The 15,416-nt window shown below is 65.4% G+C and carries 10 protein-coding genes; 8 read left to right on the top strand and 2 right to left on the bottom strand.

Annotation, left to right across the window (positions count from 1 at the left end):
• Positions 1–35: 35 nt before the first annotated feature.
• Positions 36–1,733, bottom strand: coding sequence for an FAD-dependent oxidoreductase (locus GO707_RS02945; protein ID WP_114539608.1), 1,698 nt, complete (start codon positions 1,731–1,733; stop codon positions 36–38).
• A 350-nt stretch (positions 1,734–2,083) separates the two neighbouring features.
• Between GO707_RS02945 and GO707_RS02940 the strand changes: the two genes are divergently transcribed.
• From GO707_RS02940 to tsaD, 3 genes are all read left to right on the top strand, one after another.
• Positions 2,084–2,902, top strand: coding sequence for a formate/nitrite transporter family protein (locus GO707_RS02940; RefSeq protein WP_114539609.1), 819 nt, complete (start codon positions 2,084–2,086; stop codon positions 2,900–2,902).
• A gap of 103 nt (positions 2,903–3,005) precedes the next feature.
• Entirely contained in the window at positions 3,006–3,518 is a 513-nt protein-coding gene (tsaE, locus tag GO707_RS02935; protein ID WP_114539610.1) for a tRNA (adenosine(37)-N6)-threonylcarbamoyltransferase complex ATPase subunit type 1 TsaE, read from the top strand.
• A 105-nt stretch (positions 3,519–3,623) separates the two neighbouring features.
• Complete coding sequence (gene tsaD, locus GO707_RS02930) at positions 3,624–6,146, top strand: tRNA (adenosine(37)-N6)-threonylcarbamoyltransferase complex transferase subunit TsaD (RefSeq protein WP_157011999.1); 2,523 nt, start codon at positions 3,624–3,626, stop codon at positions 6,144–6,146.
• A gap of 151 nt (positions 6,147–6,297) precedes the next feature.
• Here the strand turns inward: tsaD and GO707_RS02925 are convergent, their stop codons facing one another.
• Positions 6,298–6,663, bottom strand: a complete 366-nt coding sequence (locus GO707_RS02925) for a NifB/NifX family molybdenum-iron cluster-binding protein (protein ID WP_022740458.1) — start codon at positions 6,661–6,663, stop codon at positions 6,298–6,300.
• Between the two features lie 494 nt (positions 6,664–7,157).
• On the opposite strand from GO707_RS02925, the gene kdpA reads away from it, so the two are divergent.
• The 5 genes from kdpA (at position 7,158) to GO707_RS02900 (ending at position 15,385) form a co-directional block, all read left to right on the top strand.
• Entirely contained in the window at positions 7,158–8,945 is a 1,788-nt protein-coding gene (gene kdpA / locus GO707_RS02920; RefSeq protein WP_157011997.1) for a potassium-transporting ATPase subunit KdpA, read from the top strand.
• Positions 8,946–8,961: 16 nt separating this feature from the next.
• Entirely contained in the window at positions 8,962–11,040 is a 2,079-nt protein-coding gene (kdpB, locus tag GO707_RS02915; RefSeq protein ID WP_157011995.1) for a potassium-transporting ATPase subunit KdpB, read from the top strand.
• 80 nt (positions 11,041–11,120) lie between these two features.
• On the top strand, positions 11,121–11,732 hold the full coding sequence (kdpC, locus tag GO707_RS02910; protein ID WP_157011993.1) for a potassium-transporting ATPase subunit KdpC: 612 nt from the start codon (positions 11,121–11,123) through the stop codon (positions 11,730–11,732).
• Between the two features lie 121 nt (positions 11,733–11,853).
• The gene (locus GO707_RS02905) at positions 11,854–14,685 is read left to right on the top strand and encodes a sensor histidine kinase (protein WP_227070351.1); all 2,832 of its coding nucleotides are present in this window, start codon (positions 11,854–11,856) and stop codon (positions 14,683–14,685) included.
• Complete coding sequence (locus GO707_RS02900) at positions 14,675–15,385, top strand: response regulator (protein WP_227070352.1); 711 nt, start codon at positions 14,675–14,677, stop codon at positions 15,383–15,385. Before GO707_RS02905 ends, GO707_RS02900 begins: the two co-directional genes overlap by 11 nt.
• Positions 15,386–15,416 lie beyond the last annotated feature (31 nt).

Here is a 15,416-nt window from a genome sequence, read left to right as displayed (position 1 = left end):
CCCGGTCGCAAAGGGAGGGACGAGGGGTTCTTGGCTTACCAGACGGTAATAGCCGTGGCGCAGAGGGGGCTGTCCCAGGCGTAGCCGCCGTCTTCACCGACGAAGGAGTCGGCGAGGTCCTCGAAGCTCGCCGGGTGGGCGGGCGTCATGTCGCCGGTCAGCGCGTGGATGACCGTGTAGCGCCCGGCGGTGAAGATGTGCGAGTTCGAGAAACCGCCCGGCATGCTCCAGTTGATGCCGCCGCAGGGGTTGCCCGCCTGGATGCCGGCGGCGTACAGGCCCGGGATGGGGGCGCCCTCGGTGTCGATCACCCGGTAGCGGTTGTCCACCATGACGCCGGCGTTGATGCCCGACATGCCCACATCGCCCTTGATGCAGAAGAAGGGGGGAGTGTCGATGGCCGCCATATCGGATCCGGCGACGCCGAAGTCGTCGTCGCAGCCCTTGGCGCACAGCTCGTTGTAGCGCTCGATGCTGGCGACGCCGTCGGCCACGGGAATGCCCGCCGCCTCGCAGAGCTCCTCCAGGGTGTTGCCCGATACCACCGTTTCCGGATCCATCCAGGCGCTTCCCTCGCCCACGAGGGCCACCGGCGGCACGCCGGGAATGCCCTCCACGGCGCCCTCGGTCTTAGAGTCGAAAATGCGGAAGTGGATGCCGCGGTCCTCGGGCTTGTAAGTGGCGGACATGGAGATGTTCAGGCTGCTCATGGGGATGGTCTCGTTGCAGAAGCGCTTGCCGTGGACATCGAGGGCCAGGAAGGGGTAGAACATAAAGGGGCCGATGTAGTTGGTGTGGATCTGCCGCGCATGGCCGAGGGGCGCCATGCGGCCGCCCGCCAGAATACCGAGGATGTGGCCGTCGCCGGTGTGGTTCACCAGGCACAGGGGGAACATGGCGGCGTCGCGCAAATTGCGGTCCACCATGGACTCGTTGTTCATGTAGTCGCCGGCGGCCAGCACGACGCCCTTGGTGGCGTTGAGCTTGACGTAGCTGCCGTCCTTTTGCTTGCCGATGGCGCCCGTTACGGTGCCGTCCTCCTCCTGGACCAGCTGCACGCAGGGGGTCTCGTAGTAGAACGTGGCGCCGCCCTCGGCCGCCTTCTGGGCCAGGGCCACCATAAGATCCTGGTTCGAGGCCTGGGTGGCATCGCACACGGCGACGACGCCGCCATCGTCGTAGCGGATGGAGCTGTCGGTGAGGAACTCGATGGGCTCGATGCCGACCGAGCGTCCCTGGCTGATAACCCAGGGCACGGCCTCCTCGGCATATTCCACATAGTAGTTGAACAGCTCGTTGTTGATGCGCCAGTCGTTGAGGCGGGCCCAGTCGCTGCGCCACCGCACGATGCCGGCGGGGTTCGAGTGGGCCTTTACGACGAAGGAGCAGCCGTTGCCGTTGGCCGAGACCGTGGCCTCCTTCTGGAGGCAGGCCACCTTCGCGCCCTCCTCCACGGCGGTGAGCACGGCGGGCACGCCGGCACAGCCCGCGCCTACTACGACGATGTCGTAGGTTTCCTCGGCGGCAAATTCCGTAATGGGCTCGCGTTCCACGATGCTGAACTCGAAGTCGCTCTCCTTGAGGTCGGCCGGCAGCTCGCCGGCCGCCGTGCTGGCGAGCGCGTCGTTGGCTGCCGGAGTCGACGGGGCGCAGCCGGCGGCGCCCAGAAGTGCGGCGCCCGCCGCCAGGCCGGCCCCGCCCTTGAGGAACGTCCGTCGATCCATGTTCTCCATGTTTCCCTCCTTGGGGTCGTTGCACGTGGGCGCTTCTCCGCGCCCGGGGCGGCTTGTGCCGCCTCGGTGCCCATACTGCCCCTCTTGCCGCTTTCGCGCTTCCCATGGAAAGGGGGGTAATGTGTCGCGCCCTTTCCCATAAAATGGTGATATGACTGTATGAGCGGCACCTTTTGGGCCGCCATCCCCGCTGTGGCCGCCGGCGGCCGTCCGCCGGTCGCTTCCGTCCGCCTTCGGCGGCCCGCGACGCCGCTGCCCGATTGGGGCGGGCCCGCGGGGGTCGGGCGCGGCTTCTCGTGGAATGATGGGAGGCGTACCGATGCGCGACGATTGACCGAAGAGGAGCAACCATGGCCATCTTCAGCCCCACCGAGATCACCGACAACTACATGAGGGCCTCCGTGGGCAAGGCCGCCTCGCCGGCATGGCGGCTGTTCCTGCTGGCGGTGGCCGCCGGCGTGCTCATCGGGCTCGGCGCGGTCACCTCGTCCACGGCCGCCCACGGCCTGGAGAACGCCGGGCTCGTGCGGCTCATGTCGGGGCTCATCTTCCCCGTCGGCCTCATGATGGTCATCCTCATGGGCACCGAGCTGTTCACGGGCAACGCCCTTATGGTGACCGCCGCCATCGACGGCCAGATCACCTGGGGGCGGCTCTTCCGCAACTGGGGCATCGTGTTTCTCGGCAACCTCGTGGGGGCCGTGGCCTTGGCCGCCTGCATGGCGTTCTTCGGCCAGCTGAACATCGGCGGGGGAGACTTGGCGGTGTACACGGCCAAGGTGGCTGCCGCGAAGAACGCGCTGCCGTGGATGAACGCCTTCGTGCTGGGCATCTTCTGCAACCTCATGGTGTGCATCGCCGTGTACCAGGCCAACACCGCCCAGGACACCGCCGGCAAGGTGCTCGCCATCTTCTTCCCCATCATGGGCTTCGTGCTGGCCGGCTTCGAGCACTGCGTCGCTGACATGTACTACGTGCCCGCGGGCATCTTCGCCTACCTGAATCCGGCCTACACGGGGCTCATCGATGCGGCGGGCATCAACACCGCCCTGCTCACCTTCGGCGACTTCATCTTCGCGAACCTCATTCCCGTGACCTTGGGCAACATCGTTGGCGGCGTGGCCGTGGGGCTGGTCATGTACGCCTGCCATGGCACGAAGAGGGCGTAGAAGAATCTGCCGAATTCTTCAGGAATGTGGGTAATTCGGTCAGGTTTTGCGGCTTCCCTGCGGGTGCTCTTGCGAAGCGCGGCCGACGGCCTATGATGGGAGCATGGCGAACGGACTGACATATCAGCGCACCACTACGACCCCCGAGGCTACCAAGCAGCTGGCGGCGACGCTCGCGCCCTATCTGCATGCGGGCGACACCATCGTTCTGACCGGCGATTTGGGGGCGGGGAAGACCCAGTTCGTGCAAGGAGTGGCCGCAGCCCTCGGCGTGCGGGCGGCGGTGACAAGCCCCACCTTCAACATCCTTTTGGAGTACCACGACGGGCGCCTGCCGCTGTACCACTACGACCTGTACCGGCTGGATGCGCGCTGGCAGCTGGAGGACATCGACTACTACAGCGCCATCGACGGCGACGGAGACGGAGCGGCCTTCGTGGAATGGGCCGAGAAGTTCCCCGAGGACATGCCCTACGACTATCTGGAGATCGCCATCACAGCCGACGGCGACGGCGCACGGCGCATCGTCGCGCACTCCTTCGGCTCCCGCTCGCGCCAGCTTCTGTGCGTCTGGGCCAACGATTCCAAATCGCGCTTGGGAAAGTGCCAGCTGTAGAGAGACCTCGGGCAGTTCGCTATCTTGGGTTCGCTATCTTGCGGCGCGCGGGCAGTGGGGTACAATAGGCCGCACTGATTTGTCGTTTTCGGGAAGGTTCTCCCTTTGAATACACAGCGTTCTTTCGTACTTGCCTTCGACACGGCCAACGAGGTCATTGCCATTGGGCTGGGAAAGCTTGATGCCGCCACGCAGTCGATCGAGTGCGTGGCGAGCGTGGAAGTGGAGGCGCGGCGGGCGTCGAACACCCAGCTACTGCCGCGTATCGATGAGCTGTGCGCCCAGGCCGGCGTGGGCCGCGGCGAGATCGCCTGCGTGGCCGTGGGGCGCGGACCGGGATCGTTCACCGGGGTGCGCATCGCCCTGGCCTGTGCCAAGGGCATCGCGTCCGCGTTAGAGGTGGGCCTTGTGGGCGTCTCGTCGCTGGACGCGGTGGCCTGGGGCGCGTGGAAGGCGAGCGAGCGCGGGTCATTGCTCGTCGTGGCCGACGCCATGCGCCGCGAGGTGTATCCCGTGGAATACCGCCTGAGCGACGCGGGGGCGGAGCGCGTGACCGCCGACCGCGTGATCAAGGCGGATGCCTTCGCCGAAGAGCTCGGCGCGACAAGTGCCTCCGATCGCCTGATCGCGGGCGATGCCCTGCGCAAGTACGTGGAGCTTTTCGAAGGCGCGGGCATCCTTCTGCCCGAGGCGCTGTGGACGCCGACGGGCGCGGGCCTCTTGATGGCGCTTCGGGCCTCATGGCGCGCGGGGGAGTGCGATCCCTTCGACGCCGAGCGCCACGATCCGGCCTTCGCCCTGCCCGTGTACACGCGCCTGTCGGACGCCGAGGAGAATGAGCGGCAGCGCCTGGCCCGGGCCGACGGCGCCCTGGCGGGCAAGCGGGGCTCGAAGCACGTGACCATGAACGACACGGCCATCGCCAACGCCCGGGCCAACGGCGAGGGCATCGCCTACAAGCCGCTCGATGCGTGTCATGTGGCCGATGTGGCGGCCCTGGAGGCGGCCGTGATGGGAACCGATGCGTGGAACGAGACGCTCGTGGCCGACGAGCTGGGCCGCGCCGACCGGGTATGGTGGGCCGCCTACGCCGCGGACCCGAAGATGCCGCTTTCCGCCGAGGCGCCGCTGGTGGGCTATGCCGGCGGCTGGGTGGTCGATGGCGATCTGCAGATTCTGAAGGTGGGGGTGGATCCCGCGTGGCGCCGTCACGGCATCGCTCGGGTGCTGCTCGCCCGCGTGGCCGACGACGCCCGCAACCTGGGGGCGCGCACGAGCTCGCTGGAAGTACGTGCCGCAAACGCCGGGGCCCAAGCGCTGTATGCGGCCCTCGGCTACGAGGTGCTGGGCCGCCGCCCGCGCTACTACTCCGACGGCGAGGACGCCCTCATCATGCAGGGCCCTCTGCCCACCATCACCCTGGCAGCGGTTCCGAACGGCGAGAGCGTCGCGGACGAATCCCGCAGGGGCGCCTCTTGCGCCGCCCTCGGCCGCGAGGATGGAGCGGCTAACGCGCAGCCCGGCCATGCTTCGTATCCAGGGGCGACCGAGGTCGCCCCCTACGGGGAGAGCGATGTGATCGCGACAAATCATCCTCTCATTCTGGCCATCGAGTCTTCCTGCGACGAGACGGCCGCCGCCGTCATCGACGGCGGGGGAGTTTTGCGCTCGGACGTGGTGGCGACCCAGGTGGATTTCCACGCCCGCTTCGGCGGCGTCGTCCCCGAAATTGCCAGCCGCAAGCACATCGAGGCCATCTGCGGCGTGTGCGACGAGGCGCTCGACGTCGCTGCGGCGAGCCTGGGGCGATCGAGCCTCCGCTGGCGCGACCTCGATGCCGTGGCCGTCACCTACGCGCCGGGACTCGTGGGCGCACTCGTGGTGGGCGTGGCCTTCGCCAAGGGCGCGGCCTGGGGCGCCGACATTCCTTTTATCGTGGTGAATCATTTGGAAGGGCACCTGTACGCCAACAAGATCGGGCTGGAGGATTTCGCGCCGCCGGCGGTGGTCTCGCTCGTGTCCGGGGGCAACACTCTGCTCGTGCATATGGCCGACTGGGGCGACTATCGCGTGCTCGGCGCGACGATCGACGATGCGGTGGGCGAGGCCTTCGACAAGGTGGCCAAGGCGCTGGGCCTGGGCTACCCCGGCGGCCCGGTCGTCTCGAAGTTCGCCGCCGAGGGCGACCCGGATGCCATTCCGTTCCCCCGGGCCATGCTGCATTCGGGTGATTTGCGCTTCTCGCTCTCGGGCCTGAAGACCGCCGTGGTCACCTACATCAACAACGAGCGCGCCGCCGGGCGCGAGCTCAATGTGCCCGACATCTGCGCGAGCTTCACGGCGGCCGTTGTGGACGTGCAGGTGGCCAAAGCCCGCGCGGCCCTGCGCGAGACGGGGGCGCCCACCTTCTGCCTCGGCGGCGGCGTGGCGGCCAATCCGACCTTGCGCGCCGCCTACGAGCAGATGTGCGCCGAGGAGGGCGTGCGCCTCGTGATGCCGCCGCTCGCCTCCTGCGGCGACAACGCCGGCATGATCGCCGAAGTGGCGCTCGACCGCTATCGGGCCGGGGCGTTCTCGCCGCTTAGCACCGACGCTTTGGCCCATGGCGACTTGGAGGTGCCGTACTAGCGGCTCCGGGCGTCAGGGTTCGGGCGTTTCCGATTGCCCTTAGCGGCCCGGAGCGTTGAGCCCAAAACAAAAGCCCGAAGAGTCGGCGGCTCTTCGGGCTGGGCGAGCGATGGGGCAGGTGCCCCGTGGCCTTTGCGGGCCGAGGCCTTCTCTAGTGGCGGCAGGCGTTGGCGGGATCCATGAGCGCGACCTTGCCCTCCGCGAACAGGCGGGCCACGTTACCGACGTTGGGCTCGGTGGTGTCGGAGTAAACCTTGATGCCGGCGTTGGTGAAGCGAGTGAACGGCGGCATGCCCATGCCCACGGTGAGAATGCCGTCGACGCCGATGCCGGAGACGAAGTCGATCACGCCGCCGCAACCCACGGCATCGTGATCGGCGTTCTTCACCGACTCGACGCCCACGATGTTCATGTCGTCATCGAACTCGACGACGGTCATGTACGCGGCGTGGCCGAAGTGCCCGCTGCGGATGCTCTCGAGGCCGGCGTCGGTTTCGCTGGGGATGGCGATCTTCATGCGAATGCTCCTTTGCTGTTGCGACTTGCCCTTTGCTCGGGCAAGTCATACGTGTCTTTCAGGGCGAATTATAGCTTGAACTGCGTCAAACATGCGTTGAAAATCGGCGACGACCTCCGAAGTGGCGTCCGGTGCACCAGCGTTCGAGGCGCCGTTGCTTCTAGCTCGCTCGCGCTGTATCCGTTGAAAGCTGAATAGCGGGGCGGATGCGACGCAGACGCGGAGACGAGCTGCCGGACTGCAATCTTAATACCGTCTTAATGCGGGCGCATGAACCTTAACGGCGTCTTTAGCCCTTGCTGATTATGCTGACATTCATCGGGTGGTGCTCTTGCGCGCGAAGCGCGTTGCCTCCCGGATGTTGGCAAGCGGTCCTGCGGGATCTTGAGAGACAAGGGCAAGATCATGTTCGTGGTGACACCTATCGTGGGCGTGTTGGCGCTCGTCGCGATGGCGTATTTGGCAGTTTTGCTGCTGCGGGGCGGTGAGCAGCGATGAGCGCGATCGCGGGGTCGGAGTTTCTGCAGGCGGGCGTGCTGGTGGCGCTCGTCGTGGCCTGCGCCCTCCCGCTTTCGGGGTATTTGGTTGACGTGATGGAAGGTCGGCCCCTTCTCATTCGGCGTGCGCTTGGCCCGCTCGAGCGCTCTGCGTGCCGTCTTGTGGGCGCGCGCGAGGATGATGGTATGGATTGGAGGCGTTTTCTCGCCAGTGCGCTCGCCTTTACGGCGGTAAGCTTTATTGGCCTCTTCACCCTGCTGATCTGCCAAGGCGCACTGCCTTGGAACCCCGAGGGCTTTCCGGGGCTTGCGCTCGATACGGCCTTCAATATGACGGCGAGCTTTGTGACGAACACCAATTGGCAGCCTATCGCCGGTGAGACGAATCTGAGCTACTTCTCGCAGGCGGTTGGTCTGGCGGTGCAGAACTTCCTTTCGCCGGCCGTCGGCATCGCGGTGGCATTCGCGTTGCTGAGGGGCCTGGCATCTTCGGACGGCGGCAAGCTCGGGAACTTCTTCGTCGATGTCGTGCGCGCGGTGCTCTACGTGCTGCTGCCCCTGTCGCTGGTGCTCGCTTTGGTGGGAGTATGGCAGGGATCTCCCCAGACGTTTCAGGGCTATGAGATGGTGCAGCTTTTGGAGCCGGTGAGCGTTGATGCCGAGGGGGCTCTCGTCGATGCCGATGATCCGACGGCGGTGCAGGAGGTGACCGAGGCGGTCGTACCGCTCGGTCCGCAATCGTCTCAGGTGGCTATCAAGCAGCTGGGAACAAACGGCGGCGGTTTCAACGGCGCGAATTCCGCCTCGGCTTTGGAGAACCCCACGCCGCTTACGAATCTCCTCCAATGCGCGGCGATGCCGCTCATCCCCTTCGCTCTGGTATTTGCTTTCGGGCGCATGGTGGGCGACCGTCGGCAGAGTCGCGCGCTCATGACGGTTGTCCTCGCGATTCTCGCGGCGGGCCTGTTTTCCGTTATCGCCGCCGAGACGGCGGCCACGCCCCAGCTTTCAGCCGATGGGGCAGTGTATCTGGGCGCCTTGGATCAGTCGGCTGGCAATATGGAGGGAAAGGAATGTCGTATCGGCGTCGGAGAATCGGCGGCGTGGACGGCGCTCACGAGCGCTACTTCCAACGGTTCGGCCAACGCATCAATCGAGGCCATGACTCCTATCGGAACGCTGGTGCCGCTGGCGCTCATCGGACTTGGCGAGGTGGTCGGCGGCGGTGTCGGCACGGGTTTGGTGGGCCTGCTTGGCTTCGCGGTGCTGGCGGTGTTCGTTGCGAGCCTGATGATAGGACGCTCTCCTGAATACCTGGGTAAGAAGCTGGGTCCGGCCGAGATGCGCATGGCGGTCGTTATCGTGGTGGCGCCGGCGCTTGCCATCCTGCTTGCCGCATCGGTGCTTGTGATGAGCCCCGCCAGCGCGGCGGCGGTGGGAACTCCGGCTCCCTTCGGTTTTACCGAGTTGCTGTATGCGGCCACTTCGGCCGGCGGAAACAATGGCAGCGGCCTTTCCGGTCTGAGCTCGAACACGCCGCTGATCAATGTGGTGCTGGGGGTGGAAATGCTCTTTGCCCGCCTGGCTCCGCTCGCTGCGGCGCTGGTGCTCGCCGGGAATTTGGCGCAGCTCAAGGTTCAGGCGACGGGAGCGGTCGGGCTTTCCACCTCCGGCGCTTTGTTCGCCGTGCTGCTGTTGGTCATCATCGTGCTCATCGGCGCGCTCTCCCTTCTTCCGGCTTTTGCGCTGGGACCTCTGGCCGAGCAGTTCATGGGTGCGTTCTAGGTAAGGTGCGTGGTCTATGAAAAAGGAAACGAAACGAGCGATTCGCGACGCTTTCGCCAAGCTGTCCTTTCGCAGCCAGGCTCAAAATCCGGTTATGCTCATGGTGTATCTGTCGGCCTGTTTGACCACCGTGCTGCTTGCGTTGGCGCTCGCGGGCATATCTGACGCTCCGTGGGGCTACATTGCGGCAATTTGCGTGGTGCTATGGGCGACGGTGCTGTTCGGAAACTTTGCCGAGTCGCTCGCCGAGGGTCGCGGCAAAGCGCAGGCCGATGCGCTGCGCTCCGCCAAACGCGATGTCGAGGCGTGCCTCATAGACAACGCCGCCCTCGCTGATGCCGCCACGATGGAAGACCCGTCGGCGTTTCTTGCTGATCGAGGCCGCGCGGTGGGATCGGCTACGTTGAAGCGGGGGCAGGTGTACCTTGTTCGCGCGGGCGAGCAGGTGCCCGCCGACGGCGAGGTCATCATGGGGGCGGCAAGCGTGGACGAAAGCGCGATTACCGGCGAATCGGCGCCGGTCGTGCGCGAGAGCGGCGGCGATCGGTCGTCGATTACCGGAGGCACGACGGTGCTCTCCGATTGGCTGGTAGCGCGGGTGACCGCTGAGGCGGGTCAGAGCTTTCTCGATAAGATGATCGCCATGGTCGAGTCAGCCGCGCGCAAAAAGACCCCCAACGAGCAGGCTCTCGAGCTGCTGCTCATCGCGCTGACGTTGGTGTTTCTTGCGGTGTCGCTGTCCTTGTACCTGTTCGGAGCATTTACCGCCGCGCAGCACGGCTCGGGAAATCCTCTGGGAATCACCTCGTTGGTGGCGTTGTTCGTGTGCCTGGCGCCTACCACCATCGGCGCGCTGCTGTCCGCTATCGGCATTGCCGGCATGAGCCGACTGAATGCAGCCAATGTGCTGGCCACCAGCGGACGTGCCGTCGAGGCGGCGGGTGATGTAGATGTGCTCCTGCTCGACAAAACGGGCACTATCACGCTCGGCAACCGTCAGGCTGCGGCCTTTCTGCCCGTTGGCGGCGTTAGCGAGCGCGAACTTGCCGATGCGGCTCAGCTGGCAAGCCTGGCCGACGAGACGCCCGAGGGACGCAGTGTGGTGGTGCTCGCCAAGGAGCGCTTCGGCATCCGCGAGCGCGAGTTGGCGCAGTCCGGTTTTGCGGTAGTTCCCTTTACGGCCCAAACGCGCATGAGCGGTGTGGATTTCGAGGGTCACGAGATTCGCAAGGGTGCGGCCGACGCCGTGCGGGCTTACGTGGAAGCGCGCGGGGGCGTCTTTGGCGCGGAGGTGGCCGCCGTGGCCGAGGAGGTGTCTCGATCGGGCGGGACGCCTTTGGTGGTGGCGCGCGATGCGCGCGTGCTCGGCGTCATTCACTTGAAGGACATCATCAAGTCGGGCATTCGCGACAACTTCGCCGACTTGCGCGCCATGGGCATTAAAACAGTGATGGTCACGGGCGATAACCCCCTCACGGCCGCTGCCATCGCCGCTGAGGCGGGGCTTGACGACTTCATCGCTGAGGCCACGCCCGAAGCGAAGCTTGCGGCCATCCGCCGCTACCAGGCCGAGGGGCATCTGGTCGCCATGACCGGCGACGGCACCAACGACGCTCCGGCGCTGGCCCAAGCCGATGTGGCCGTGGCCATGAACTCCGGCACTCAGGCGGCCAAGGAGGCCGGCAACATGGTGGACCTGGATTCCTCGCCCACCAAGCTCATCGAAATCGTGCGTATCGGCAAGCAGCTGCTCATGACCCGCGGCAGCCTCACCACGTTTTCGATCGCCAACGACCTGGCAAAGTACTTCGCGGTCATCCCTGCGCTGCTCGTGCCCCTTTATCCGGGTTTGGAGGTGCTCAACATCATGCATCTGGCCACACCCGCCTCGGCGATGCTTGCGGCCATCATATACAACGCTCTTATCATCGTCGCGCTCATTCCGCTTGCGCTGCGCGGGGTGAAGTGTCGCGAGGCGTCGCCGCACCGTCTGCTCGCGCGCAATTTGGCAGTGTACGGCTTGGGCGGCGTGATCGTTCCCTTTGCGGCCATCAAGGCGCTCGATGCGCTCATGGTACTTGTCGGCGTTGCGTAAAGGCATCCGGGCCGCAACATGGCGGCGGCCTTCGTTTGAACCGTTGTGAAGGCAATTTTCGAGAACAGGAAGAACGCATTATGAGTGGAAAGATGGTGACGCGGTGCTTCGCGAGTGCCCTGGCGTTGTTTATCGCGGCAAGTGTGCTGTGCGGGATCGTTTACCCCTGGGCTGTGACGGGGCTGTCGGCTATAGCGTTCCCGTACCAGGCGACAGGCTCTATTATCGAGGTCGACGGGGTGAAGTACGGCAGCGAGTTAGTGGGACAGCCCTTTAGAAGCGACACCCATTTGTGGGGTCGGCCCACGGTGGTCGACGCCGGCTCCTTCTCCGATGCGGAGGGGCAGCCGCTTTTGTGGTACAGCCCCGAGAACCTCAGTCCCGCGAGCGACGAGTTTGCCGCGCGAGTGGACGAACGCATACAGCAGGTGCGGGCGGCCCATCCCGACCGTGCCGCGCAGCCCGTTCCAAGTGATTTGGTGACGGTGTCGGGATCGGGCTTCGATCCGCATATCTCGCCGGCCGCTGCCGATTACCAGGTGGAACGTATCGCTGCGGCAACGGGACGGCCCGAGAGAGAGGTGCGTGCCATTATTGCTCAGTGCACCGAGTACCCCCTGTTGGGCATTATCGGCGAAGCGCGGGTGAATGTGCTGAAGGTGAACCTCATGCTCGACGGCGTGCTGGAGTAAGTGGAGCTTGGCGCGCTTGGAGAAAACCTGAGGGAAACGGATAGCGAATGAGATGCGGCTGAGGGGTGGGGCGTGCTAGGATGCAGGGGCGCTGTCGGGACGACGCGAAAGGGCAAGTGACGTGGCGGAAGTTCGAGAGAGATGGGAGATCGGCGGCGGCCGCGGCGACCCCGATGCCATCCTGCAGCGAATCCGGGAGGAAGAGGAAGCGGGTGAGGCGGAGCGCTTCGAGGGGCGCGGCCGGCTCAAAGTGTTCTTCGGGTACGCCGCCGGCGTGGGAAAGACCTTCGCCATGCTCACCGAGGCTCATCATGTCCAAGATGAGGGCGTCGATGTGGTAGTGGGCTACGTTGAGCCGCACACGCGTGCCGACACCCTTGCCTTGCTCGATGGCCTGGAAGTGCTGCCCGTGAAATCGGTGAAGCACCGAAACGTCGCTTTGCGCGAATTCGACCTCGACGCCGCCCTGAAGCGCCGTCCCCAAGTTGTGCTGGTAGACGAGCTGGCGCATACCAATGCGCCGGGGTGCCGCCATCGCAAGCGCTATCAAGATGTCGAAGAGCTGCTCCGTGCGGGTATCGATGTGTACACGACGGTGAATGTGCAGCATCTCGAGGGGCTTAACGACAAGATTGCCTCCGTGACGGCTGTGGCGCCCTCCGAGCGGATCCCCGACCGCGTTTTCGACGCGGCCGATTCGGTCGAAGTCGTCGATTTGGAGCCTGCTGACCTCATCAAGCGCCTGCGCTCGGGCAAAATCTACGCGCCCGAGCGGATCGGGTCGGCGCTTTCGCACTTTTTCTCGCGATCGAATTTGGCGGCGCTGCGCGAAATTGCCCTGCGTCGCGCTGCCGACCGCCTCACGCGCGCCTCTGCGGCTACGGTGCCGCATGCGGCTGGCGGCGAAGACGTTTTGGTGCTGGTGACCGCCGATGCGGCGGCGCCGCGAGTTATTCGCGCGGCAGCGGGTATGGCCGAGGCGTTTGGCGGCTCGTGCACGGCGCTTGTGGTCGAATCGGGCGGCGAGGGCGTGGAGGGGCGATCGAAAGGCGATGCGGCCCTTGCCCGCTCGATCGCCCTTGCGGAGGAGATGGGTGCGCACATCGTCACGTTGACGGGGGACGATCCGGTGCAGCCCGTGGCCCTTTACGCCGCAGCGGCGGGTATTCGCCGTATCGTGGTGCCCTCGATGCCCGGTCGCATCGGCCTGCTCGGATGCGGGGACGTGGCGTCGCGGTTGATGCGGGCCGCTCCCGAGGCCATGGTGACGGCCGTCCCCGCGGTGGACGCCCCCTCGGTGCTCGAGCGCTTGCGCACCCATGCGAGCTTTCGCCTCACGGCCTCCGATGTTTTTCGAGCGCTTCTCGCGATAGCCGTTGCGACGGCGCTGGGGGAAGTGGCGTGGCTGGCAAGCCCTACGCCCTCGATCATCCTCATGACCTATCTGCTGGTCGCGCTGCTGCTCGCCACGCGCGCGGATGGTTTTCTGTATGCCGTGCTTGTGGCGCTGGGCAGTGTCGTGGCCTACAACTTCTTCTTCACGGCGCCGCGCTACACCTTCCATGCCTATAGCCTATCGGCCCCCATCATCTTCGCGTTTCTGCTGATAGGAACATTGGGGGCCTCATCTTTGGCCATCCGACTGAAGCGTCAGGCGACCACGGCGGCGCGACGGGCCTATCGTACCGAGGTGCTTTTGGAGAGCAGTCGGGAGTTCCAGGCGGTCGTGAGCCTCGGCGCTTGTTTGGAGACGGCGGCGGCCCAAGTGGTGAAGATTCTCGATCGGCCGGTGGTGATGTACCAGGTCGACGGGGCGGCGCATGGCGGCCTCCTTCCGCCGCGGGTCTTCGATGTCCCCGGCAGCGGCGGGGGAGACGCCGAGAAGCTGGATCTCGCGGCTCCGGGCGAGATGGCTGTTGCGTCGTGGGTCGCCGCCAATGGCGAGGCCGCCGGCGCGACGACGGATACCTTGCGCGAGGCGCGCTGCCTGTACCTTCCCATTCGTTCGAAGGATCGCGTGTTCGGTGTGGCGGGATTGGTGATGGAGCAAGGCGACGACGACTTCGGCTCCTTCGAGCGCAATCTGCTCGTAGCGCTGCTTGACGAATGCGGTCAGGCGGCGGAGGCTCTGGCGCTGGCGAGCGAGCGGAAGAACCTCGCCGTGAAGGCCGAGAAGGAGGCGCTGCGCTCGAATCTGCTGCGTGCCATTTCCCATGATTTGCGAACGCCGCTCACGAGCATCTCGGGCGACGCCGATATGTTGCTCGCCTCGGGGGACGTCCTGGACGAGGCGCAGAGGAAGCGTTTGACGTCGGATATCCATGAGGACGCGAATTGGCTGATCAATCTGGTGGAGAATTTGCTGTCGGTGACGCGGCTCGACGACGGCGACGTCGAAGTGTCGCGCGCCCCCGAACTGGTTTCCGACGTGCTGGCCGATGCGCTGCGCCATGTCAGTCGCTTTGTGAGCGAGCATCGGCTGACGGTGGAGATCGAGGATGAGTTTCTCCTGGCTCAGATGGACGGACGTTTGATTGTGCAGGTGGTGGTGAACCTTTTGAACAACGCCATCGCCTACACGCCCGCGGGGTCGTCCATTCGCCTCACCGCGCATCGCGAGCGCAGCGCTTCCGGCGATAGGGTGGTTGTCGCGGTGGCCGATGACGGTCCGGGCATCCCTCCCGCCGAGCAAGCGCGCGTGTTCGATCTGTTCTACCACGGGGGACGGGTGGGCACAGGCTGCGAGGACGGCGAAGGGGGCGATGCGCGTCGAGGAATGGGGCTGGGTCTTTCGCTTTGCCGCTCTATCTTAAGGGCGCACGGCAGTGATATCGTGTTGCGCGATGCCTATCCGCACGGTTGCGTGTTCTCGTTCGCTCTTCCCGCGGCAGAGCTGCGCGAAGAGGCTCCGGTTGGCGTCGTCGAGGAAGGGAGTGCGGACGTTGAGCGATAGAGACGAGGGCGTTATCCTCGTTGTGGAGGATGACCCGGCGGTGCGCAATCTGGTTACGTGTGCCCTTGACGTGCACGGCTATCGTTCGCGCGAGGCATCCACGGCTACGGCGGCTCTCGCTGACCTTACGTGCGCGAGGGATGTCAACCTCGTCATTTTGGATTTGGGGCTGCCCGATCGCGACGGGACGGAGGTCATCGGAGCGGTGCGCGGGTGGTCGCACGTGCCGATCATCGTTCTGTCGGCGCGCCAGGAGGATGCCGATAAGGTGACGGCTCTTGATGCGGGGGCCGATGATTACCTGACAAAGCCCTTCTCAGTTGCGGAGCTGCTTGCCCGAGTGCGCGTGGCGCTGCGTCGCGTCGCCTTCGACGAGACCGAGGAAGAGGCGGGGGAGACGTATCGCAATGGCGATCTCGCCATCGACTTCGATGCCAAGGTTGTCGTGAGGGGCGACGACGAGATTCATCTGACTCCCATCGAGTACAAGCTTCTGGTGCTTTTGGCCCACAATACCGGCAAGGTACTCACCCACAACTACATTCTGAAGGAGGTGTGGGGCGCCGCCCTGGCGAGCGACTTGCCCAGCCTGCGCGTGTTCATGGCCACCTTGCGCAAAAAGATCGAGCCCGATCCTGCCAGCCCGGTCTATCTCCAAACCCACGTTGGCATCGGCTACCGCATGCTGCGTGTGGAATAGGTTTTCGCTTCTGCCCCATGTTGTCATATAC

The sequence above is a fragment of the Adlercreutzia rubneri genome (assembly GCF_009755265.1).
GTDB lineage: Bacteria > Actinomycetota > Coriobacteriia > Coriobacteriales > Eggerthellaceae > Adlercreutzia > Adlercreutzia rubneri.
Note: the sequence above shows the minus strand (reverse complement) of the source record. Positions and strands in the feature narration are given on the sequence as shown.

Bases quoted from the DNA above. Each gene is read 5' to 3' on its own strand.
- GO707_RS02945 (WP_114539608.1), bottom strand. From the start codon at position 1,733: ATGGAGAACATGGATCGACGGACGTTCCTCAAGGGCGGGGCCGGCCTG.
- GO707_RS02940 (WP_114539609.1), top strand. From the start codon at position 2,084: ATGGCCATCTTCAGCCCCACCGAGATCACCGACAACTACATGAGGGCC.
- kdpB (WP_157011995.1), top strand. From the start codon at position 8,962: ATGAAAAAGGAAACGAAACGAGCGATTCGCGACGCTTTCGCCAAGCTG.
- kdpC (WP_157011993.1), top strand. From the start codon at position 11,121: ATGAGTGGAAAGATGGTGACGCGGTGCTTCGCGAGTGCCCTGGCGTTG.
- kdpA (WP_157011997.1), top strand. From the start codon at position 7,158: ATGAGCGCGATCGCGGGGTCGGAGTTTCTGCAGGCGGGCGTGCTGGTG.
- tsaE (WP_114539610.1), top strand. From the start codon at position 3,006: ATGGCGAACGGACTGACATATCAGCGCACCACTACGACCCCCGAGGCT.
- GO707_RS02925 (WP_022740458.1), bottom strand. From the start codon at position 6,663: ATGAAGATCGCCATCCCCAGCGAAACCGACGCCGGCCTCGAGAGCATC.